This window comes from Flavobacterium sp. 140616W15 (assembly GCF_003668995.1).
Classification (GTDB): Bacteria; Bacteroidota; Bacteroidia; order Flavobacteriales; family Flavobacteriaceae; genus Flavobacterium.
This window is the reverse complement of sequence record NZ_CP033068.1, coordinates 2,190,704-2,211,333: the sequence shown is the minus strand read 5'-3', so window position 1 is coordinate 2,211,333 and position 20,630 is coordinate 2,190,704. Positions and strand designations below refer to the sequence as shown.

The 20,630-nt window shown below is 30.7% G+C and carries 24 protein-coding genes, 1 tRNA gene and 3 pseudogenes; 24 read left to right on the top strand and 4 right to left on the bottom strand.

Annotation, left to right across the window (positions count from 1 at the left end; translation table 11 throughout):
- The first annotated feature begins 17 nt into the window (after positions 1 to 17).
- From EAG11_RS09385 to EAG11_RS09300, 21 genes and pseudogenes are all read left to right on the top strand, one after another.
- Positions 18 to 548 carry an ankyrin repeat domain-containing protein gene (locus EAG11_RS09385; protein ID WP_129538962.1) on the top strand — a complete coding sequence of 177 codons (531 nt, stop codon included), beginning with the start codon at positions 18 to 20 and terminating at the stop codon, positions 546 to 548.
- 456 nt (positions 549 to 1,004) lie between these two features.
- Positions 1,005 to 1,295: a hypothetical protein gene (locus EAG11_RS09380; protein ID WP_242499325.1), complete on the top strand. Its 291-nt coding sequence runs from the start codon at positions 1,005 to 1,007 to the stop codon at positions 1,293 to 1,295.
- A 208-nt stretch (positions 1,296 to 1,503) separates the two neighbouring features.
- Positions 1,504 to 1,845 carry an RHS repeat-associated core domain-containing protein gene (locus EAG11_RS21905; RefSeq protein ID WP_207209650.1) on the top strand — a complete coding sequence of 114 codons (342 nt, stop codon included), beginning with the start codon at positions 1,504 to 1,506 and terminating at the stop codon, positions 1,843 to 1,845.
- 18 nt (positions 1,846 to 1,863) lie between these two features.
- Entirely contained in the window at positions 1,864 to 2,079 is a 216-nt protein-coding gene (locus tag EAG11_RS09370; protein WP_129538961.1) for a hypothetical protein, read from the top strand.
- 14 nt (positions 2,080 to 2,093) lie between these two features.
- Positions 2,094 to 2,369, top strand: a complete 276-nt coding sequence (locus EAG11_RS09365) for an ankyrin repeat domain-containing protein (RefSeq protein ID WP_129538960.1) — start codon at positions 2,094 to 2,096, stop codon at positions 2,367 to 2,369.
- 221 nt (positions 2,370 to 2,590) lie between these two features.
- On the top strand, positions 2,591 to 3,145 hold the full coding sequence (locus EAG11_RS09360; protein ID WP_129538959.1) for an RHS repeat domain-containing protein: 555 nt from the start codon (positions 2,591 to 2,593) through the stop codon (positions 3,143 to 3,145).
- A gap of 4 nt (positions 3,146 to 3,149) precedes the next feature.
- Positions 3,150 to 3,599 carry a hypothetical protein gene (locus EAG11_RS09355; protein ID WP_129538958.1) on the top strand — a complete coding sequence of 150 codons (450 nt, stop codon included), beginning with the start codon at positions 3,150 to 3,152 and terminating at the stop codon, positions 3,597 to 3,599.
- Between the two features lie 215 nt (positions 3,600 to 3,814).
- Positions 3,815 to 4,180 (top strand): RHS repeat-associated core domain-containing protein, encoded by a 366-nt coding sequence (locus EAG11_RS21900; protein ID WP_207209649.1) that lies wholly within the window; start codon positions 3,815 to 3,817, stop codon positions 4,178 to 4,180.
- Positions 4,181 to 4,363: 183 nt separating this feature from the next.
- Entirely contained in the window at positions 4,364 to 5,215 is an 852-nt protein-coding gene (locus EAG11_RS09345) for a hypothetical protein (protein WP_129538957.1), read from the top strand.
- A gap of 190 nt (positions 5,216 to 5,405) precedes the next feature.
- Positions 5,406 to 5,510, top strand: a pseudogene (locus tag EAG11_RS22790) (RHS repeat-associated core domain-containing protein); the annotation flags it as partial.
- Positions 5,511 to 5,654: 144 nt separating this feature from the next.
- Positions 5,655 to 5,897 carry an HNH endonuclease signature motif containing protein gene (locus EAG11_RS21675; protein ID WP_164998685.1) on the top strand — a complete coding sequence of 81 codons (243 nt, stop codon included), beginning with the start codon at positions 5,655 to 5,657 and terminating at the stop codon, positions 5,895 to 5,897.
- A gap of 2 nt (positions 5,898 to 5,899) precedes the next feature.
- On the top strand, positions 5,900 to 6,370 hold the full coding sequence (locus tag EAG11_RS09335) for a hypothetical protein (protein WP_129538956.1): 471 nt from the start codon (positions 5,900 to 5,902) through the stop codon (positions 6,368 to 6,370).
- Positions 6,371 to 6,719: 349 nt separating this feature from the next.
- Positions 6,720 to 6,806, top strand: a pseudogene (locus tag EAG11_RS22230) (hypothetical protein); the annotation flags it as partial.
- A 30-nt stretch (positions 6,807 to 6,836) separates the two neighbouring features.
- Positions 6,837 to 7,010 (top strand): hypothetical protein, encoded by a 174-nt coding sequence (locus tag EAG11_RS22225; RefSeq protein ID WP_242499324.1) that lies wholly within the window; start codon positions 6,837 to 6,839, stop codon positions 7,008 to 7,010.
- A 95-nt stretch (positions 7,011 to 7,105) separates the two neighbouring features.
- The gene (locus EAG11_RS09325) at positions 7,106 to 7,648 is read left to right on the top strand and encodes an SMI1/KNR4 family protein (RefSeq protein ID WP_129538954.1); all 543 of its coding nucleotides are present in this window, start codon (positions 7,106 to 7,108) and stop codon (positions 7,646 to 7,648) included.
- Between the two features lie 295 nt (positions 7,649 to 7,943).
- Positions 7,944 to 8,204 (top strand): RHS repeat-associated core domain-containing protein, encoded by a 261-nt coding sequence (locus EAG11_RS21895; protein WP_207209648.1) that lies wholly within the window; start codon positions 7,944 to 7,946, stop codon positions 8,202 to 8,204.
- Positions 8,205 to 8,233: 29 nt separating this feature from the next.
- Positions 8,234 to 8,683: a hypothetical protein gene (locus EAG11_RS09315; RefSeq protein WP_129538953.1), complete on the top strand. Its 450-nt coding sequence runs from the start codon at positions 8,234 to 8,236 to the stop codon at positions 8,681 to 8,683.
- A 587-nt stretch (positions 8,684 to 9,270) separates the two neighbouring features.
- Positions 9,271 to 9,396, top strand: a complete 126-nt coding sequence (locus EAG11_RS22620) for a hypothetical protein (RefSeq protein WP_256387086.1) — start codon at positions 9,271 to 9,273, stop codon at positions 9,394 to 9,396.
- A gap of 22 nt (positions 9,397 to 9,418) precedes the next feature.
- The gene (locus EAG11_RS09310) at positions 9,419 to 9,988 is read left to right on the top strand and encodes an imm11 family protein (protein ID WP_129538952.1); all 570 of its coding nucleotides are present in this window, start codon (positions 9,419 to 9,421) and stop codon (positions 9,986 to 9,988) included.
- A gap of 331 nt (positions 9,989 to 10,319) precedes the next feature.
- Positions 10,320 to 10,562, top strand: a complete 243-nt coding sequence (locus tag EAG11_RS09305) for an RHS repeat-associated core domain-containing protein (RefSeq protein WP_129541068.1) — start codon at positions 10,320 to 10,322, stop codon at positions 10,560 to 10,562.
- Between the two features lie 2 nt (positions 10,563 to 10,564).
- Entirely contained in the window at positions 10,565 to 10,975 is a 411-nt protein-coding gene (locus EAG11_RS09300) for a hypothetical protein (protein ID WP_129538951.1), read from the top strand.
- A gap of 387 nt (positions 10,976 to 11,362) precedes the next feature.
- Here the strand turns inward: EAG11_RS09300 and EAG11_RS09295 are convergent, their stop codons facing one another.
- Positions 11,363 to 11,914 carry a PAS domain-containing protein gene (locus EAG11_RS09295; RefSeq protein ID WP_230728767.1) on the bottom strand — a complete coding sequence of 184 codons (552 nt, stop codon included), beginning with the start codon at positions 11,912 to 11,914 and terminating at the stop codon, positions 11,363 to 11,365.
- 440 nt (positions 11,915 to 12,354) lie between these two features.
- Between EAG11_RS09295 and EAG11_RS09290 the strand changes: the two genes are divergently transcribed.
- Positions 12,355 to 13,074 (top strand): hypothetical protein, encoded by a 720-nt coding sequence (locus EAG11_RS09290; protein ID WP_129538950.1) that lies wholly within the window; start codon positions 12,355 to 12,357, stop codon positions 13,072 to 13,074.
- 189 nt (positions 13,075 to 13,263) lie between these two features.
- Positions 13,264 to 13,572: pseudogene (locus EAG11_RS22220) on the top strand (type IX secretion system membrane protein PorP/SprF).
- A gap of 261 nt (positions 13,573 to 13,833) precedes the next feature.
- On the opposite strand, the gene EAG11_RS09275 reads toward EAG11_RS22220, so the two are convergent.
- Complete coding sequence (locus EAG11_RS09275) at positions 13,834 to 16,041, bottom strand: hypothetical protein (protein WP_129538947.1); 2,208 nt, start codon at positions 16,039 to 16,041, stop codon at positions 13,834 to 13,836.
- Positions 16,042 to 16,875: 834 nt separating this feature from the next.
- Here EAG11_RS09275 and EAG11_RS09270 point away from each other — a divergent pair.
- On the top strand, positions 16,876 to 19,377 hold the full coding sequence (locus EAG11_RS09270) for a T9SS type A sorting domain-containing protein (RefSeq protein ID WP_129538946.1): 2,502 nt from the start codon (positions 16,876 to 16,878) through the stop codon (positions 19,375 to 19,377).
- Between the two features lie 344 nt (positions 19,378 to 19,721).
- Here EAG11_RS09270 and EAG11_RS09265 read toward each other — a convergent pair whose 3' ends face one another.
- Both EAG11_RS09265 and EAG11_RS09260 read right to left on the bottom strand, forming a co-directional pair.
- Positions 19,722 to 19,994 carry a hypothetical protein gene (locus EAG11_RS09265; protein ID WP_129538945.1) on the bottom strand — a complete coding sequence of 91 codons (273 nt, stop codon included), beginning with the start codon at positions 19,992 to 19,994 and terminating at the stop codon, positions 19,722 to 19,724.
- A gap of 413 nt (positions 19,995 to 20,407) precedes the next feature.
- Positions 20,408 to 20,488, bottom strand: a tRNA-Tyr gene (locus tag EAG11_RS09260).
- Between the last annotated feature and the right edge of the window lie 142 nt (positions 20,489 to 20,630).

Genomic DNA, 20,630 nt, shown 5'->3' with positions numbered 1-20,630 from the left:
TTGTAAAAATAATTAGCATGAATATTAAGGACTTAAAATTAGTTTTAATAAATAATAATTTCGAAGAATTTAAAAAAGCTTTGGAAGATTTTGATGTCAACGAAAAAGATAACTATGGAAACATCCTACATTATTTTATTGGAGGAGGATTTTCAAATGAAAACAGCAAAAAATATAAAGAAATTATCGATTTGTTAATAAAAAAAGGGATTGACATTAATGAAAAACAAGAAAAGGGAAGAGATAAAAGGAGTCCTTTACATTTAGCTGTTCTTCATAAGAAAAAAGAAATTTTTGATTACTTAATCGAACTTGGGGCAGATATTAATTCAACTGATGGATATGGAAATAATGTATTGATGACAGCAATTGAAAGATTTAACTTTGGGGATGAGAGTGATAGAGAGTATTTTATAAGTAAATTAATAAAACTTAACGCGGATATTTTACAGGAAAATAATTACGAAGTAAATGCTAAAACGATGATATTAAGGTACAATGAAGGTGAGGGGGTTAGGAAATTTATTTCTAATTCATTATTGCGATAATTGGTGATTTTCTTTTTCCCCCGCTGCCGCAAGGTTCTAGCTTATGCACACACAGTAATTTAAAAGAACAAAACCCGCTAATTTTAGCGGGTTTTGTTCTTTTATAATGATAGTATTTTATTGTGCTAATTGTTGTGTTTTTTTTATTTGAAAGAAAAATAAGCTATTTTTGAAATTACACAGTAAGAAGCCCTTTGATAGTCAATAGGTAATTTATTGAATGTATAAATGTAAACTCAAAAATCTTAATTGACTACGGTGTACCTAAAGCAAGTGTAGATAAAATTAAAGCAGATTCTATTCAGCATGTTAAAGTTTTAAAAATTTATTTAAAGCAATTATGGATAAAATAATTAATAGACTAAAAAAAATATTGACTCATTTAATATTGACCAACTAGATGAAGATATAGTAGTTCTCAGAGAATATAATAATATTAATGAATACAAAATTATTATGGATACATTATTTTCAATATTGGAAAGCAATCCTGGTGAAGATTTTGGAATGCCGGGTCAGATAGTTCATTTTTTAGAAAGTTTTTATAAAAATGGGTATGAAGAAAAACTACTAGGATCGTTACAAAGAAAACCCACTAGCCATACAGTTTGGATGTTGAATAGGATTATAAATGGTAGTGAAGGAGAGTTATTAATTAAATATAATAATTTTATGAATCAATTATTAAAACGAGAAGACATTGATGATGCTTTAAGGTTAGAAATTAGTGATTTCTTAAATGATTAATTGAGAAATAAATTTTTTCAAAAATCTCCCGTGCTGACGTAAGCTTCTAGCTTATGCACGCATAAATGCAACACAAACCCTGAGCAATCGGGGTTTTGTTGTTTTATATAAAGTCAAATTTTATTGTGTTAACTGTTGTGTTTTCTTTTTTATTTGAAAGAAAAATAAGCTATTTTTGAAGTTGTATTGTAATAAGTTTTGGTAATTTATTGAAAGTACACCAGAGAGAAGATTTGCTTACAATCGTTTTAGGTATTACGATCCCGAGGAAGGGCGGTACATCAGTCAGGATCCGATTGGCTTGGCTTCTGGAGAGTTCGGGTTTTATAACTATGTTCATAATACCAATGCGTGGATAGATGTTTTTGGTTTAGCTAAAAAATATTCACAAAGAGTTCAAAATTTACCAGAACATTTACGAAAAAGACCAAAATGGAGAAAAACAACAAAAGAACATTTAGATAAAAATAATCTAAAGAGGAATGGGAATTTTGTAGACCATAAAACGGATAGAGAAATTACTGGTAAAAAAGTGATTGGAATAAATTAATTTGTAAAAATAATTAGCGTGAATATTAAGGACTTAAAATTAGTTTTAATAAATAATAGTTTCGAAGAGTTTAAAAAAGCTTTAGAAGATTTTGACATCAACGAAAAAGATAATTATGGAAACATCCTGCATTATTTTATTGGAGGAGGGTTTTCAAATGAAAACAGCAAAAAATATAAAGAAATTATCGATTTATTAATAAAAAAGGGATTGACATTAATGAAAAACAAGTAAATGGAAGAAATAAAATGAGTCCGTTACATATAGCTGTTCTTCTTTCTAAAAAAGATTTTTTTGATTATTTAATAGAGGTTGGAGCAGATGTTAATTCAACCGATGGAAATGGTAACAATATTTTATCAACAGCTGTAACATGGTGGCAAAGAATAAACGACGATTATTTTATTAGAAAACTGATTGAAAATGGTGCAGATGTAAACCATGAAAATAATTACGGTAGAAGTGCAAAAATGGGAGCACTAGAAAATGATGGTAATGAAAGTATTCATAAATATTTTATTTAAAGTATAAAGTCAGTTCCATCGCTCCCGCAGAATCTTTTCGTGTGGCGCAAAGAAAATTGATAGAGAATAAACAACAAAACCCGCTGATTTAGCGGGTTTTGTTGTTTTATATAAAAGTCAATTTTTATTGTGTTAACTGCTTGGTTTTTTTTATTTGAAAGAAAATATGCTATTTTTGAAATCACACAGTAGTAAGCTCTTTGATAGACAGTAGGTAATTTATTGAAAGTTATGATAGTGAAATAGAACTTGCTTACAATCGTTTTAGGTACTATGACCCTGAGGAAGGGCGGTATATAAGTCAGGATCCAATTGGCTTGGCTTCTGGAGAGTTTGGGTTTTATAATTATGTTGAAGATCCTAATGGATGGCTAGATATTTTTGGGCTTGTTGGTGGTGGCTCTTATTCTCAAGTAAGAACATCTAATATTGGAGGAGAAGTTCATCATATGCCAGCAAATTCTATTAATGGATTAGGACATGGATCTGGACTTGCAATACATATGACAACTGATGATCATGCTCAAACAGCTTCGTATAAAAATATGCCAGGGGCAAAAGATTATAGAACTAGACAGAAGCAACATATAAATAACAAAAGATTTGATAAAGCCATGAGAATGGATATATTAGATATCAATGCAAAAACTAAATCAGGCAAAATTACCAACGATTATTCACAAAGTATGGCAGAAGCTGTTGATAGAGCTTTAAAGAAAAAATTTATCACTGAAGCACAACATAAGAGACTGAAAAAATTAGCTTATTCAAAATAACACTATGAAAGAAGAACTTAACATAATTCCATTTGTTTCTGTAGGAGAGATCAAATTTGGCATGACCAAAGAGGAGGTTTTTGAACTAATGGGGGAAGCAAATGATTTGATTAATGATCTAATTATGAATGAAGTAAGAGCGTATTATGACGATTTTGTATTAGTGTTCATAAGAAAAAGACTAGTTGATTTTAGATTTTCAAGTGAAACTAATTTAGAAAATGTAAAAATTTTTATTAATAATATTGATTTAGTTAATACAAATAATATAATTAATGTTTTATCGTCATTGTCAAATTCAAAACCTTCAGAAGAAGTAAAAGGATATATTAATTTTTATGGTTTAGGTATATGTTTGGGAGGTTTTGGTAAGAGGAAAATAAATTCAGGTAAAGAGATAAGGGTTTTTTCAAAAGGAAGATTAGGATATTATAAAATATTTTTAGAAGCTTAAGGAGTACCCACCTATCCAAAGTTGTTCATTAAAAGAAAATGTTTCTGACTTCGCACTGACAAGATAATAAATACAAAACCCACTAGATTAGCGGGTTTTGTTGTTTTATATAAAAGTCATTTTTATTGTGCTAATTGTTGTGTTTTTTTTATTTGAAAGAAAAATAAGCTATTTTTGAAATTGTACAGCAATAAGGTTTGGTAATTTATTGAAGTATAGCAGAGAGAAGATTTGCTTACAATCGTTTTAGGTACTATGACCCTGAGGAAGGGCGGTATATAAGTCAGGATCCAATTGGCTTGGCTTCTGGAGAGTTTGGGTTTTATAATTATGTAGAAAATCCAACACTGGGAGTTGATGTATTTGGGTTAGCAAATTCATATAGAAAGAAAGATGGAAAATTTGCGAAAAAACCTGGAAGAAAGAAAAAGAAAAAGAAAAATGACACACATGGAAATTCTGTAGATAGCAAAAAAACGAGACAACACTATGTAATTGTTGATCAAGATGGAATACCATATCATGGAGTAGGAGATGTAAAAGGAGTAAGAGCAAATAAATCTAGAAAGATTACAAAATGATCCTTTAAATCAAGGTAAAACCTTTAGTATACAAAGTCAAACCAATCATCCAAATAGTATGGGGGCATTGAAAGGCGAAGCTCAGGGGATTGCGGATACTGGTGGAGCTAGTCCTCAGAACCCACGTAATTATAATAATATTAACTCGCTCGGTGCGCCATATATTTAAAAATTTTATAAAAGATGAATATAGAAGAACAGTATAGAAAACCGAATTTGGCAAGTGAGCCAACATTTTACTTTAATTCGTATGAATTAGAGGCTAACATAGCATTTGTGAAAGAGAGGAAAATTAATAATTTAACACTTATTCCGAATCCTAATGGGTATAATCTAAAAGATCTAAATTTTTTAAAAGAAATTCCTTTTTTAAAAGAACTGCACATGGGAGCATGCAACCAAATTCAAAACTATGAGGGATTAAAATTTTTGAAGGATATGGAATTGTTAATTATAGGTTCTGATAAAAAAAACATTATTGATTTTTCAAATTTAGAAAATTTGACTTGGTTGAGTTTTTCTTATTCTAAAAACATCATAGGACTCGAAAAATTAGTCAACCTAAAAACAATTGGAGTTGGTTCAGCAAATGATGATTTTTGCAATATTGATGTTTTTTCTAATTTCAAAAAATTGAATACTCTCTCAATAGTTCAAGGAATAATTACAAATCTTGAATTTTTAAAAGATAATACTAGTCTTGAGTTTTTAGAATTTAATTATATGAGACGAGGTTTTAGTTTACAAGGTATACAGTATTTAAAAGATAGTCTTAAAAGATTAAAATTAGTATCATCTAAAAAAATAGATGATATTGAGTTAGTGTCTGTATTAGAGAAATTAGAGTGGTTGATTTTAAGTAATTCTGTTGCCTTGAAAGATTCAGGTTTTTTGAATAATTTAAAAAATATTGAAGCCCTTACAGTAAGTGGTAGTTCATATTTTATAGATGGTGATTTAAGAAGCTTAAAAGAAATGCGAGACGCAATAAAACACTATAAAGTGCAAGACAAAAAACATTATTTTTATGAATAAAGTTATGACTTTTATCAAGTTCAAACTAAAGAGGGTTGTCTGCATGATTAGTGCCTACAGCATGATTTAAAATAATAAAAACCACTAATTTGAACTGCCCCCAAAAAAGTTAAGCACTATTTGGAGGCATTTTTATGGAAAGAAAAATAAGCTACTTTTAAAGTTGTACAGTAATAAGTTCTGGTAATTTATTGAGAGTATAGTAGAGAGAAGATTTGCTTACAATCGTTTTAGGTACTATGACCCTGAGGAAGGGCGGTATATAAGTCAGGATCCAATTGGGCTTAGTTCTGGAGAGTTTGGGTTTTATAATTATGTTGGAGATAGTAATAGTTGGATTGATGAATTAGGGCTTTATAAAAGTGCTTATAGAAAAAGAAGTAAAGCAGAAGTTGAAAAATTTAGAAAAAGATTTGAAAAAAGCGGTAGAATAAGATTTGTGAAAGATGAAACATCTTTAAGGAATAGTGGTTTTAATGATGCAGATATTGCTCGTATGAAAAAAGGACAAGTGCCAGTAGACCATGTTGTTCACCATAAAAAAACACTTTATAGAGGAGGTAATAATTCATACGATAATTTAGATTTATTACATAAAGATGACCATGGTGGAAAAGGAATTTATGGTGCTTTACATGATTATCCTGAAGGAGCTAATCCTTATGGAGCAAAATATAATTAGATATGGATATAATAAAATGTGATAAATGTAACTTAGATTTTACACCATCAAATGAGCAACAAATTCAAATACAGGAAGCAGCGGATAATAAGATTGAAAGACTTATTCTAAAATGTCCGAATTGCGGTAGAATTGTTTTTGTATTTCCTTTACTATTATTAGGGATAAAAAAAGATATTCCGATTGAAATTGAGGATAAAAGACTTTTTTGTTGTCCAACTCTTTCCTGTATTGGTTTTGTTGAAGAAGATAAAGAAGCAAAAGTATTTGGATGTTCAGAATGTGGTTCAGAATGGGATAAAATAGAAAAAGTGTATGTTGATATTGAAAAAATAATCAAGCAATATCCTTATAGAAAAGAAGTGTATCTGAAAAAGAATGGAATTTGGAAATCCATTGATTTAGAAAAAATACCAAAAAAATATTATGATAAAGTTCAGATGGAATCAGAGCTCAATGGTGCAAATTTGTAATTGTGTTTTCAATTTAAATAACAAAACCCGCTAATTTAGCGGGTTCTGTTGTTTTATAAAGCGAGTTGTTGAGTTTTACTTTTTGTTATGATAGCATCAATTAGAATTTTGATTACAGATTTATCACTTTCTGCATTTTTTCGATGGCTTTAAATTGATTTAGAAGATCTTTATCTGTTAGAGAACTAGCTGCCAAATCATCAGAGCTTCCTCGTTAAAAAATTAGAAGATGCACCACGCACAGTATTGGTAAAGGAAATAATTTTTTTTTATTTGAAAGAAAAATAAGTTATTTTTGAAATTGTATAGTAATAAGTTCTGGTAATTTATTTAAAGTTATGATAGTGTAATAGAACTTGCTTACAATCGTTTTAGGTACTATGACCCTGAGGATGAGTGGTATATAAGTCAAGATCCGATTGGACTATTAAGTGGAGAGTTCGGGTTTTATAACTATTTTCATGATATGAATGTGTGGATTGATGTTTTGGGGTTGACACCAACTTATAAACTTTCTAGGGGTAAATTTGGGAAGCATGTTGAAACGGTTGAGAGAGTTTTTGGAAAAAGACATTCATTAAAAGGATTAAAAAGAGGAAAAGGTACTCATGTTGAAGAAGTTTTTATTGATGTTAATTAGTTGTAAAACAGTTATTTATTTAGGTTTTGTAGAAAGAATAATATAAAACATGGAGATGTTTTTGATGTTGAAATAACAGATTAATAAATTAAAAAATGGAAGAATTATTTATAAAGTATATAGAATTATCAAATTCCTTAAGGCCTAATTATAAGGAAAGCATAAAGAAATCTGGAGATGACTATTTAAAATTAAAAGATTTACCAATACCCCTTAAATTAATATACTCTACTGTTAATGGTACGCCTTATGAAGTTAAAGACCAGTCGTTAATGGACTTCATTCCAGGTTTTTTATTGACTAATGTAAATGAATTTAATGATTTTCTTTTTGAGTTCAGAAAAAACTATGAAGAAGAATCATATTTTCCATTTTTGGTAAATTATTCATCCGATTTCTATCTTTTAAAAGTTGACGAAATGAATAATGATTTAGGTATTTATATTTCTACTCATGATGATATAGATATATTTAAGATTCATAATTCATTTGAAGATTTTATAAAGACTTCTATTGCCTTTTATGAAAATGATGTGTATTTTTTAGATAACGATGGTTATTTAGACATGGATTTTGATAGATATATGACAATTGCTCAAAAAATGAATCCTAATATTAAATATTGGTTTGAGGACTGATGCACAGCTTAGTTCTTAATTATGAATATCTAAAGTTTACCTCTGCTTTCCTTTGAATAAATTTAAAGTTTTTTTATTTAATTAAAAGTTAAGACGAATGTCTCTCAGTTCTCACTGAGGAGATAATAAACAATAAAAGCCACTATTTTAGTGGGTTTTGTTGTTTATAGACATATTATTTTAAGAATTAAAAGAAAAAGCTTATTTTTCAAACAGATGAAAAAATAAAAGTGCGTTCTTAAAGAAAAATAAAAGCCTTACGCCAAGAATATTGAAGTAGATAATTTATTGAAGTATAGCAGAGAGAAGATTTGCTTACAATCGTTTTAGGTATTACGATCCCGAGGAAGGGCGGTATATAAGTCAGGATCCAATTGGCTTGGCTTCTGGAGAGTTTGGGTTTTATAATTATGTTGAAGATACGATTGCATGGCTAGATATTTTTGGGCTTGTTGGTGGTGGTGGCTCTTATTCTCAAGTAAGAACATCTAATATTGGAGGAGAAGTCCATCATATGCCAGCAAATTCTATTCTGATGCTCAGACTAAGAGATTAAAAAACTAGCTTATTCTAAATAATAGAATTATGAAAGAAATATTTAAAATAATACCATTTAAATCTGTTGGTAAATTGTTTTTTGGTATGAATACCATTGAAATAGAAAATATTTATGGCAATCCAGTTGATGTTGTAGAAGATGCAATTCTTGGGGAAAAACGATTAATATTTAAATTTTTTATTGCGGTCTTTATTAGGAATAAATTGGTCGAAGTTTATTTTAAAGAATCAAATTTTAATGAAATAGATGTAATGATAGATGAAATTAATATAATTGGGAATAATAAAAGAATTGAGCAATTATCACAAAATAAAAAAGCTAAACCATCTGTTTTTGTAAAAGGGAATATAAATTTTTATGGATATGGAATTAATTTAGGTGGTTTCAAAAAGACAACATATTATACTGAAAAAGAGATTATTGTTTTTTCAAAAGGGAGATTAAAATTTTTTCAAGATTATTATTTAACTTCATAGATAAATAACTCTATTAGTACCGAATTTATCCCGTGCTAGCAAACCTTCTAGCTTGTGCACACAAAGTAATTTAAAACAACAAAACCCGCTAATTTAGCGGGTTTTGTTGTTTTATATAAAAGTCAATTTTTATTGTGTTAACTGTTGTGTTTTCTTTTTTATTTGAAAGAAAAATAAGCTATTTTTGAAGTTGTATTGTAATAAGTTTTGGTAATTTATTGAAAGTAAAGTAGAGAGAAGATTTGCTTATAATTGTTTTAGGTACTATGATCCTGAGGAATGACTGTACATAAGACAGAATCCAATAGGACTATTATCTTGCGAGTTTGTTTTTTATAATTATGTTGGAGATAGTAATAATGAACTGGATATTTTAGGTTTAGCAAAGTTTTCAAATACTATATTATCGGGGCCTTTGTATCATACTCGACAAATAAAAATACCAAAAAAGGAAAAAAATGGACAAATAGATTTAAATCATTCTTTGATAATCATGGTTTAGATATGGATGGAGCAGATAATAAAGTTTATGTGTCAGGTAATAAAGACCAGATTCAGATGCTTTTCATCAACATGTTTTTGATAAATTGTCAGAAGCTATAGACAGTATCGATCCAATAAAGGACAAGCAAGAATATAAAGATGCTGTAAAAAGTGCCCTTTCAAATATTGCAAATGACGCTCAATCAAGTGGTACAAACGTAAACAATTAGCTTTTAAAAATTTAAATTAATTATGGAATATTATAAATTAATAGCAAATTTGAGTAAATACCCGAAGACATTAGATTTTACTAATGTTTTAAATTATTCTGATTTTGAAATTAGAAAAGTAAATAGTGATATTGAAAATGAAATTAATTTTAAAGAAAATTTTAAAATTGAAGTTGATATAGATTCAGGTAAAAAGGAATTAGATTTCAATCTATCATATCAAGGATTAGTTATTGTTAGTCAAAGGTTAAAATCAATTTTAGAATATGATGGAGGAAACATAGATTTTATAAAAGTAGATGTTATAAACTTCAATTTAAAAGAGGAATATTATGCAATAAAAGTAAAGGATTTTTTTGATTGTGTTGATGAAACAAAATCCGAATTTGAATATTACCCAAGCGATAATATTTTGAAAAAAAATAAATATAAAAACCTCAATAGATACTATATTGATAGTACAAAGGTTGGGAATAGTAAAATTTTTAGGATAGAAAAATATTTCCCACAAATTATTATTACTGAAGATTTAAAAAGAATATTTGTAGAAAACAAAGTAACAGGTATAGATTATAACACTACTTGGGAATAAAAGTAGTAAAGTATCAGATGTATTGATGGTTAATTATTTTATGCGATATTCTCCCTTTACTAGTGTGAGTATTCTACTCCTGAGCACAATCAAAATCATAATACAACACAACCCCTTACATTTGCTCGGGTTGTGTTGTATTATAAAGCCAATTATTGAATTTTATTTTTGGTATAATTTATCAATCAATAATTTATCTCATTAAACAATCAGAAGACATATCAAGAGCATTAGAAACTTTAGCCATAATATAGGAAGAAGTGTTACTTATTTTTATTTGAAAGAAAAATAAGCTGTTTTTGAGTTGTACAGTAATAAGTTTTGGTAATTTATTGAAAGAATAGTAGAGAGAAGACTTGGTTATAATCGCTATAGTTACTATGACCCTGAGGATGGGCGCTACATAAGTCAGGATCCAATTCGACTACTAAGTGGAGAGTTCGAGTTTTGTAATTATGTAGAGGATAGTAATGCATGGTTAGATATTTTTGGGCTTGTTGATCGTGCTAATAAGAAAGGTCTGATTACTGATGCTCAGTCTAAAAGATTAAAAAAAACCGTATATTCAAAATAATTATGAGTAAAGTTTATGATTTAATTCCTTATATTTCTGTAGGAGATATAAAGTTCGGAATGACTAAGACAGATTTAGTTGATGTTTTTTCTAAAGAGCCAGATCTTGTTTCAGTTTCTTTTTCAAAGCGAACTACTTTAGAATGGGGAACTATTAAAGTAAGGCTTAATAAAAAAGGACTAGTAGATGAAGTTTCTTTTATTGATGACTGTTCTGTGTTATGTGATGGAATGGATATTTTTAATGATCTTAAAACCATAAAAGAATTAACAAAAAGAGAAAAACCGTATAATACAGTAGGTTTTAAAGTCTTTTTTGAATTTGGAATAGCAATTACTGGGTTTAGTACAAAGAAAGATTATAAATCATTATCAGTTTTCTCAAAAGAATTAATAAATGTTTGGAAAAGCTAACACGAATCTTTTATAAAAGAGTAATATAAAACAAAAAAAACGTGCTTGTGCGCACTTCTTTTTTTCTGTTTTTATGTGACAGAAGTAACAGGGCTTTCTAACAAGGTCTAAATAATAGTTATTAAGACCTTGTTTTTTATTTTTAAATCATAAATTTAAGATCTTAATGAAAACCTTAGAGATCATTTTTTAAACTGTTTAATCATAAATTTTAGATAGACAGATTTAGATCTTGTGATAAAAAGATATTTTTTGATATAATTCTAACTGATTGTCTAGGTTAATTATTTACTCGATTTATCATCTTTAGTAATCTGTTTATCAGTTTATAATTTGACTGATTTAAAAGAACCTAGCAGGTATGGAGAATTTGAAGATTCTGAATTGCTAACTAAATATTTTATTAAAAAAGCCTTTTTTACCAAAAGTATCTTTAATATATTCTTCATAAGTCATTTTTTTCTCTTCTAGAAAACCAATTAGGTATTTCTCACTAGCATCAACACCACTTGAAAGCTCAATTTGAAGTAATCTTTCGTATAAAGGCTTAATCTTCTGCAAGGCCTCTTCAGGTACCGCTTTACGTTTTGCTAAAAAATTTGCGATCTCATTATTTTTATCTTTACTAATTTCAAAATCAGTAACCATCCAATAATATCTCCCAGATTTAGCCATGTTTTTAACTACAGCATGAAAATTACGACCTGCTTTTAAGTTTTCCCATAAAATTTTAAAAATGACTTTAGGCATGTCCGGATGTCTAATGATATTATGCGGTTTAGCCATCAATTCATAATCCTCATAACCCGATACATTCACAAATCCTTCGTTGGCATATTCGATATTGCCAAATCGATCTGTTTTGGTCATTATTAATTGCTTTTTGTCCCAAACGACTTCTTTATCTATTGGGGTTGGTTTTAGTAAAGTTAACTCCATTTTTATTTGTTTTTAGTCGTACAATAGTATGATAAATTGAATTAAATAACAAATTTTTAAAATAAAATAAAAAAAAAGGTATAATTGTTGGTGGTATTTAGTTGTGTGTTAACATTAGAATGATTTTTGTTTTTGATAAATTTAAGAGCGTTATTTTGAGCGTTTATTTGTTCATAAGCATCAGACTCTAAAAAAATAAATTTGTAAATAAGAAAAAAAAGAATCAAGTATTAATGAAAAATACAATTTCGTTTTAACTATTTTAAAATTAGTTTTTTCTCATGAGGCTAGAAAAATTATTCTATAGTTTTATTTTTTGCTTTATTCTATTTAGATTTGACAAAGGAGACAAAGTCTTTTATAAGCTATTTAAGAAAGTGAATCTTCCTCTGATAGCGCCTTGTTTGAATTGTAATGATTTTTTTAGTAATAAGTAGTTAATGATTTATAGCAAAGAAAATTTCCCAAAAATATATTCTGAACGCAATCTGACTCTTACTATATTGATGTATGTGCTGTTTGGAATTTTATGTATCGCAATGTTAGCTTTATTTATTGGAATTCCTTTAAGTATTCAATTGGAGTATGGTAGCCCTTTGTCTACAGGTGAGATAATCTTCAACCTTATTTATTTCCCTTTATTTATTTGGGGTATTTGGGCTCTTTACAAGAATTACAAACGTCATAAACTTAAAAAAGTCATCTCGATTTCTGTAGATGAATATGGTATGCATCACCACCAATTTGATGGTACAATTCAAAGTGTTTTATACAAAGACTTGGAGCGGAGTAAAGAAGTTTATGTAAGTGATATTGATCGGAAAATTGGAACAAAATATTCTCCTGGATATATTTTTGGTTTTAAAGATGGTAAGCAGATTCCGATTCATTTTTCTAAACCAGACAATGGAATGACTTATATCCCGAAAAATAAATATGAGTTAATTGGTCATTTTCTGCAGGGTGCTGTTTTATTTTTTCCGCACCTAAAAATTTCTCAGGCTGTTTACGCTGATTATTTTATAAATCCTACCACTTTTGAATTTGATAAAAAAGCCCAAAGGATTACCTATTTAATGATTTTTATATTTCTTCTCGTAGTCTTGATTGCAATCGACCTATTTACAAAATATACAAAAGGTTTTTCGATATTATTTTAATTAGTAAAAAACAAGTGACCTTTTAAAGGAGTATTTGGTGTTTTATTTTTGGGATTACGAATGTAATAAAATAAAGGGATTTGCTAAAACTTTGATTCTGTTAGATTAAATGCTAGATATGTCCCCCCTACAATAAGTGGTTCAACTGTTTACAATTCGCCAAATATCTTTTTGACTACTGGATACAATATGGAGTTAAACAGTGAGTTGGTATTTGAGCCTTCGATATTAGCAAAACATGTTAAAACAGCTCCTTTAACAATTGATTTTGCACTAAATTTTGAGTATAGAGAATCATTCTGATTTGGAGTATCTTACCGTTGGGATAATGCTATGACTGGATTAATTGGATTTGATGTATTAAAAGACTTTCATGTGGGATACGCTTATGATTATAACTTAAATTCAATTGCTAAGTATGCTCCAAGTTCACATCAATTTCATTTGAAATATACTTTTAAACGACCTAAAGAGCTTATGAGGCAATGGCAATTGTAATACCTCAAAAAAGATAAAGCTCAATCAAGTTTATGGCTTTCTAATGTATATAAGATTTGAAACTAGAAGTATTCAATACGCCTGGTTTATATTTTTGGGAACTCTATTGGGCGTTGTAGTTTCTCTTTTGTTATTTAATAATTTTATTTTGTGCATATGAATACATAGAGCGTATTAAGCGTAAGAGAAAAGTTGATATTAATATTATAGGGCTATTATATTCTTTTTCTTGTATACTATAATTGCCTATCAAATTTTAATTCATTTCTTTTTTACTTCAAATTGAAAATTTTCAGCACCTAATAAACCATCACCACTTACACCCTCGATATTTCCTAAAAACAAGGTGTTAATATCCGAACAGAAAAAGGTTACAGTTGCTTCTCCTTGCTCATTAGTAATAATATCTGGTTTCCAAAACAAAGTATTACGGTAATCAGGAATAGGATCATTCAATGTTACATCGTCATAAAATGCTTCGTAAAATACTTTCTTTCCATAAAAACCTTTGATTGCAATAGTATTGAACATTGATAGAAGTTCCGATTCAGTTAATTGTTCGTTATTACCAGCAACAGCTTTGTAACCTGGGTAAGGTGGATGTTTAGGGCAGTTTAATATCCCATTTTCGCACACATAATCATTAGAAGGCTTTACTTTGGCTAAACTGTCTAGTTTTCCTATGAATTTGTCCCGAAATATTATCTTCTTTTTTGAAGTTATCAAAACTTCATTCAATTTGTTTATTTCTGGACGATCTTCAAATTTTCGTAAAACTTCTGGTTTGATTTCCAGTTCTGCTGGTATTGGATAAATCGTTGTTTTGATTTTGCGCTCTTTATTGATGTTTTCAAACGAAAAATCCTTGGCATTAATGCTGTATTTAGAATTTTGAGGAGCAATCAATTTCAGATATGTATAGCCTCCTTCTCCTTTTTTTAAATCATTTGGCGTAATAGTAAAAGTTCCGTTTGCATCTGCAATTAAAAAATCGGTTCCTTTTTTTTCATCGGAAGAAAATATTTTTACACCTTGTGGCTGTGGTTCTTTTGATTTTGAATCGGGGTTTTTTAAATTGATTTTAGCTTTTAGTTCGTCAAAAACAATCGGTCTTTGGGGAGTGCCCTGTTCTCTTAAATTGGATTCTTCCCACACATAACTTCGCCATCCCTGAGTAAGTAATAATAGGTTTAATGACTGTTTTAGATCTTCATTCTGTTCGTTAAAATAATATTCGGGATCATAAATATTACCTTTTAATTGGGTAGAAAGAAAATAGTGGGTAAGTATGTTTTTTGAGTCGCGTTTGTTTTTGTATAATTCATCGTAGATGCTAAGTGCTAAATGGGCTACTATGGGCTGTTGATTTTGGTCTGTTACTTTTATTTTTAGAGTTACTTTATCTCTTGTATCGTAATTTTTTTTATCGAGTTCGACCTTAATGTTTAATTTTTGGTCTGAGTTTATATAAACTAATCGCTCTGCTTCAGGAACAGAATTTTCATTAAAAAGGGTGATTTCTGCAATGCCCTGCGGGATATCTTTTAAGGGGAACTTAATTATTAACTCTTTTTTTAACAAGCCTCTTGCAATGGAGTAAACGATTCCTCGTATTTGCAATCTTAGACATACGTTTTCTTCATTTAGCCCCGTGCTTTGCGAAACTTTAAAAATTAAATCTTCTTTTGTCTGCTCTATTAATTGTAATGTTTTACCGCTTTGATATATTTTTGCCAAGGGATATTGCTCTTTAGATACTGGTGTCGTGAGTTGAATATAATATTTTTTATTTACATTGGGTGTAAAAACTAAGCTTCCCATCCCTGCATGACTACTTTTAAAATCAAGCAGAGGGACATTGTTTTCATACAAGTTACCCGAAACATTCACAGGCAAGCCATTTGAATCGACAGTCTTAAATGCCAGCGTAGTCTTGATTCCTGAGACTAGGTTTCCTCCTTCAGGAAAAGTATAAAATTGCAAAGCGCTCTCTTTTTGAACTGGATTAGCAATAGCTTTACTCTTTATTGATTTTAAAACCTCGAATTTCTTTACAGCATAAAATTCTTTTGTATTTTTTGTATAGGAAAAAGAACTGTAAGCTACGAGGGAATAAGTTCCCTCTTGCAATTTACTATCCAAAAATAGATGGCCATTGACAAAGCCTTTTTCTATTTCATACTTCTTTTCCCAAACAACCTTATCTGTTTTGTCTTCTATTAATTGAACAAACAATATTTTACTTCGCTCTGAAGGCATAAAATAGTTTCCATCCAAAACATATCCTTTAAACCAAACATCCTCTTCTGTTTCATAAATATTTTTACTAGTTTGCAGATATATTACGTCAGAAGTATTATTTCTGGTTAAACTATCCAACTGTTCAATTAATTGATCTGTTATTATATTGTTTTGTGAAAACAAATGGAAGGAACAGAGCATGAAAAAGAAAATGAGTTTTTTTATCATATTTGAATTTTAAATTACTTTGTAGTTTCTAGTTTTATTTTAGCAATATGACACTAGGCTTACTACCCTTTTTATAACATAATATTAAGGCATCTTATCTTTTTTTAGAGAATTTTATATACCAACCAGAACTCAATCAATAATTTGGAATAAATAATTGCGCTAAAAGGTGAAATTTAATAATTAAATATCTCAGAAAAAAGACATATTTAATTATGCTTTACTTTATGAGTTGTCTCGATAAAAATACAGATATTTTTTTATTGATGAAGAATTTTGTATAGATTTTGATAAAGCTACATGGTCTTTTTTTAGGAAAACTATTTAAGTATTCTTTGGTTATGTCTAAATATGAAAAATGAATACAGTTTATTTACTTTTTCATTTGAGTGGGTTTCTTCTTATTCAGATTATCTAATCTTTTGATCTAATTCCCAAGTTTTGCGTTTGATCTGGATTGATTCAACTTTTCATTGGTTTTTGGGATATAGTCAATACACTTTTATATTGATTACTGATTGTGACGGCACAAATTTTAAATTCCAACGGCCACTTTTTTCGAGTATTTTCCTTGGTTTCAAATTTATAGAGTGATGAGTTGTTTTGTAATTATTTCTTCTTACAATTTATAAATTTAAAATCTAATCAATATTTTAAAACCGCCTTAGCTTTTTGTGGCAAAAAAGGTATCACCTCCAAGTGCTATATGCTTCTTTTTTGCACTTTCTCATCAATACTGCCTAAGCATTTAATTGCGAAAAAGGCAGCAACTCCACTTGCAATTTAAATGCGTTTATTTTCATTACTTTACTATCTTTAGCCAAAATCTGAAATATGCGAAAACTATTACTTTCACTGTTATTGCTTCCTTCTTTATTTCAAGCGCAAAATGCAGCTAGTGCCGATCCAGGATTTATTCCTGCTACGGTTTGGAATAATTATGAAAAACAAGTCAACGATATGGCGCTTCAGTCCGATGGCAAAATTGTCATTGAGGCTACCCAATATGATTACGATACGGGATGGACGCGAACCATAGAACGACTCAATGCAGACGGTTCGAGTGATGCTGCTTTTAGGGTATTGACCGATAATACGGCAAATAGGCATGAATGTCTGATACTGATACAGTCCGATGGCAAAATTATATTGGGCTCCCAATTTACTGTAGCAGGTGTAATCAAACCTATGATTCGACTGAACACCGACGGTAGTATTGATACAACCTTCGACACACCAGCTTTGCCAGCATCTTCTTATATCTACTGTTTGACCTTGTTGCCAGACGGGAAGCTACTGGTTGGAAATGACTCTTCTAAAAAACTGCTTCGCCTGACCGCCGATGGTGCTTTAGATACCACTTTTTATGATGAGCATCCCGAAATACAGTCTTGCAGGGCCGTATTGGTATTGCCAGATGGCAAGTTGATTGTAGCCGGCTCAATGTCAGATCCAGGAGGGGCGGTTACGTACTACCATCTTGAAAAACTAAATGCCAACGGCACAATAGATCCAACATTTGATATCAGCACAAGTTTTATAGGTCGGAATGGTTATACGTCTTCATTGGCATTACAGCCTGACGGAAAAATACTGGTGGGCGGAAGGTTCGATACATGCGACGGCAACAATTCTAAGAGCTTAGCACGGCTGCACCCCGACGGAAGTTATGACAACACGTTTACATCCCCAATATATGACACAGAACCTGTGGTAAATGACATTTTGGTGCGACCTAACGGCAATATCCTGATTGGAGGTAATTTTAGTGCGAGCAGTATTTATGGTATTGCTATGCTGTTACCAAACGGTTCAGTAACATATTCTTTTTCGCCATCGACGGCTGGTACTAGCGTTACGATTTCAGAATACTCGGAAGTGCGCAGGGTCTTGCAGCAACCTAACGGTATGATCTTGCACTGTGGTGATTATGGAAATATTGGAGGTCAGTATAATAAGACCAGCATGATTCGCTTGCTAGGTACTGATAGCTACCTTGTAAACGGCTATACCCGACTTGACATGCAAAATAATGGGTGTACCGATGCCGATCCTGGATTTCCGTACCTTAAGTACAAACTGGTGAACGGTACGAACCAAAGTTCTTATTATTCCAGTTCCAATGGTTACCATGGCGTCATGCTCAAAAATGGCACAAGTGTTATCACGCCTATACTTGACAATCCGACTTGGTTCAGCGTTTCGCCATCAAGTATCAGTCTGAATATGCCATCGGCAACGAATTATGCAAACCAGAATTTCTGTGTGACCGCAGTCGGAAGCCACCATGATTTGTCGGTTGTAATAGTGCCAATTGACAGAGCGAGACCAGGTTTTGACGCCTATTATAAAGTTTTGGTTAGGAACAATGGCAATCAAACGGCAACAGGTACTGTACGATTTACGTACGATGCCGCTACGGCGGAATATATCCAAAGTACCCCTTTGGCTGCAAGCGCAGGTTTTGGCTCGGTGACATGGAATGTTGAGGGTTTATTGCCGTTATCTGAAGTTGAATATATTGTAAAACTAAACTTAAACACCCCTACCGATACGCCACCACTGAATGCCAATGATGTATTGAAATTTTCAGCAGTGGCAAACATTGCTCAAGACGAAGTTACGACAAATGATGAAGCGACATTGGAGCAAACGGTAGTAAATTCGTTTGATCCTAATGATAAGATTTGCCTCGGAGGTGACTATCTGCGTCCGGAACATGTAGGTGATTATATGTATTATCGCATCCGATTCGAGAATTTGGGTACGGCATCGGCGCAAAACATTAAGGTGACCGATATGATTGATACCACTAAATTTGATATCGCTAGTTTGAGTCCAGTAGACGGTAGCCATCCTTTTACTACCCGCGTGATACAAGGTAATCAGGTCGAGTTTATGTTCAACAACATACAGCTTGGGTTTGCTGATGAGAATAATGATGGCTATTTGGTTTTTAAAATTCGTTCATTGAATTCGCTTACAGAAGGTGCTGTGCTAGAGAATACAGCTTCGATTTATTTTGACTACAATCTCCCTGTTGTGACAAATACTTCGGTCGTGACGGTGCAGAGGTCTTTGCATACTATATCATTTGAAACGATTAAATTGGCGCTTTATCCTGTTCCTGCGGGCGATATGGTATTCATCAGTATTCCCAAACAAGTTAATGTTCAGTCGGTAACAGTGTATAATCTTTTAGGGCAGTCGGTACTTGAAAATGTAAGACCCGGACCCCTAGGCGATGTGAATGTTACAACACTTGCTAGTGGAAGCTATTTAATGCGGGTGAGGACGGAACTGGGCGATGGTGTGATGCGGTTTGTTAAAAAGTAGGTGCTGGGCGTAGTTGGTGGTCCCTAAGGCATTTGCCCGTAAAGATAATGTGATCGAAAATAAAGAATAGCATTGAGTTATCCTGAAAAAGGTTGACTGAATTAATCACATAAAATTAATTAAATCGGAACAGAATTACTTTTGTTCCGATTTATTTTTTTTCATTTTTTCAATTTCACTTTATTTTGTAAATGAGCTTGATTTGGAGTCAGTATATTGATTGTCTCGTCCTAAAAATAAGTTGACTTATTTGGAGTTACAATAATTTTTTTAATGAAAAGAAATAAATAAAATTATCTTATTTTTTTACTAAACTTAGTACAGCCGTTTTATTTTTCCATTTTTTACAATATACAACCCATCTTCACACATGATATATATATATTAAATTTGGTTTTTTTAATATTTGTAAACCAACCTGGGAATTTATATTGTTTCAATGTTTTATCACCTATTAACTGCCCGTAATATCCATATTGTTTACTAGTTTTTTTATCTATTCCAGTTCCTGAAATATGTACCACTTTATCTTTTTGAACTATTTCTCTAGCTTCACTGCACAAATCTAAGTAAACCAACGTGTCCGTTTTATTCTTGCTTTTTTTATAAAGCTTCACGTTATCACTTTCATCATTGATTCCATATGGATAATCAACTATATCTCTTGTATATTCCGTTTCTGGTATCGTTTTACATATACCCAGTCTTTCTTATAATCAGTCCCTTGAAATTTGTAGACTTTGTTTTCAACTGTATGAACATAAAGCTGCTCCTTTGGATTTGAAATTACTTCCATTAGAAAAAATTTTCTAGTATCAAAAGTTGTTGTTTCCCAAGAATTTCCAAAATCTTTTGAAATATGTATTCGAGAATAATCCGATTCGTGAATTCCTACCCAACTATCAATTCCAACAAGAATCTTTTTATCAGTAAAAGTTATTTCGTGTTGATGCGTTTGATCTGGATTGATTCAACTTTTCATTGGTTTTTGAGCATAAAAAAAGTCCTGAAGTAATTCAGGACTTTTATGTGGGGAGAGCAGGATTCGAACCTGCGAAGTTCTCACAGCAGATTTACAGTCTGCCCTCGTTGGCCGCTTGAGTATCTCCCCTAAGCTTGTTTTGTCTTGCGTTGTTCTGCTTGACGGGTGCAAATATAGGGACACTTTTTAATTCTGCAAACAAAAAACACACTTAATTTTAAGTTTATTTTATGTTGTTTTTTAAAGCATTGGTATTGAATAAAATAAAAAT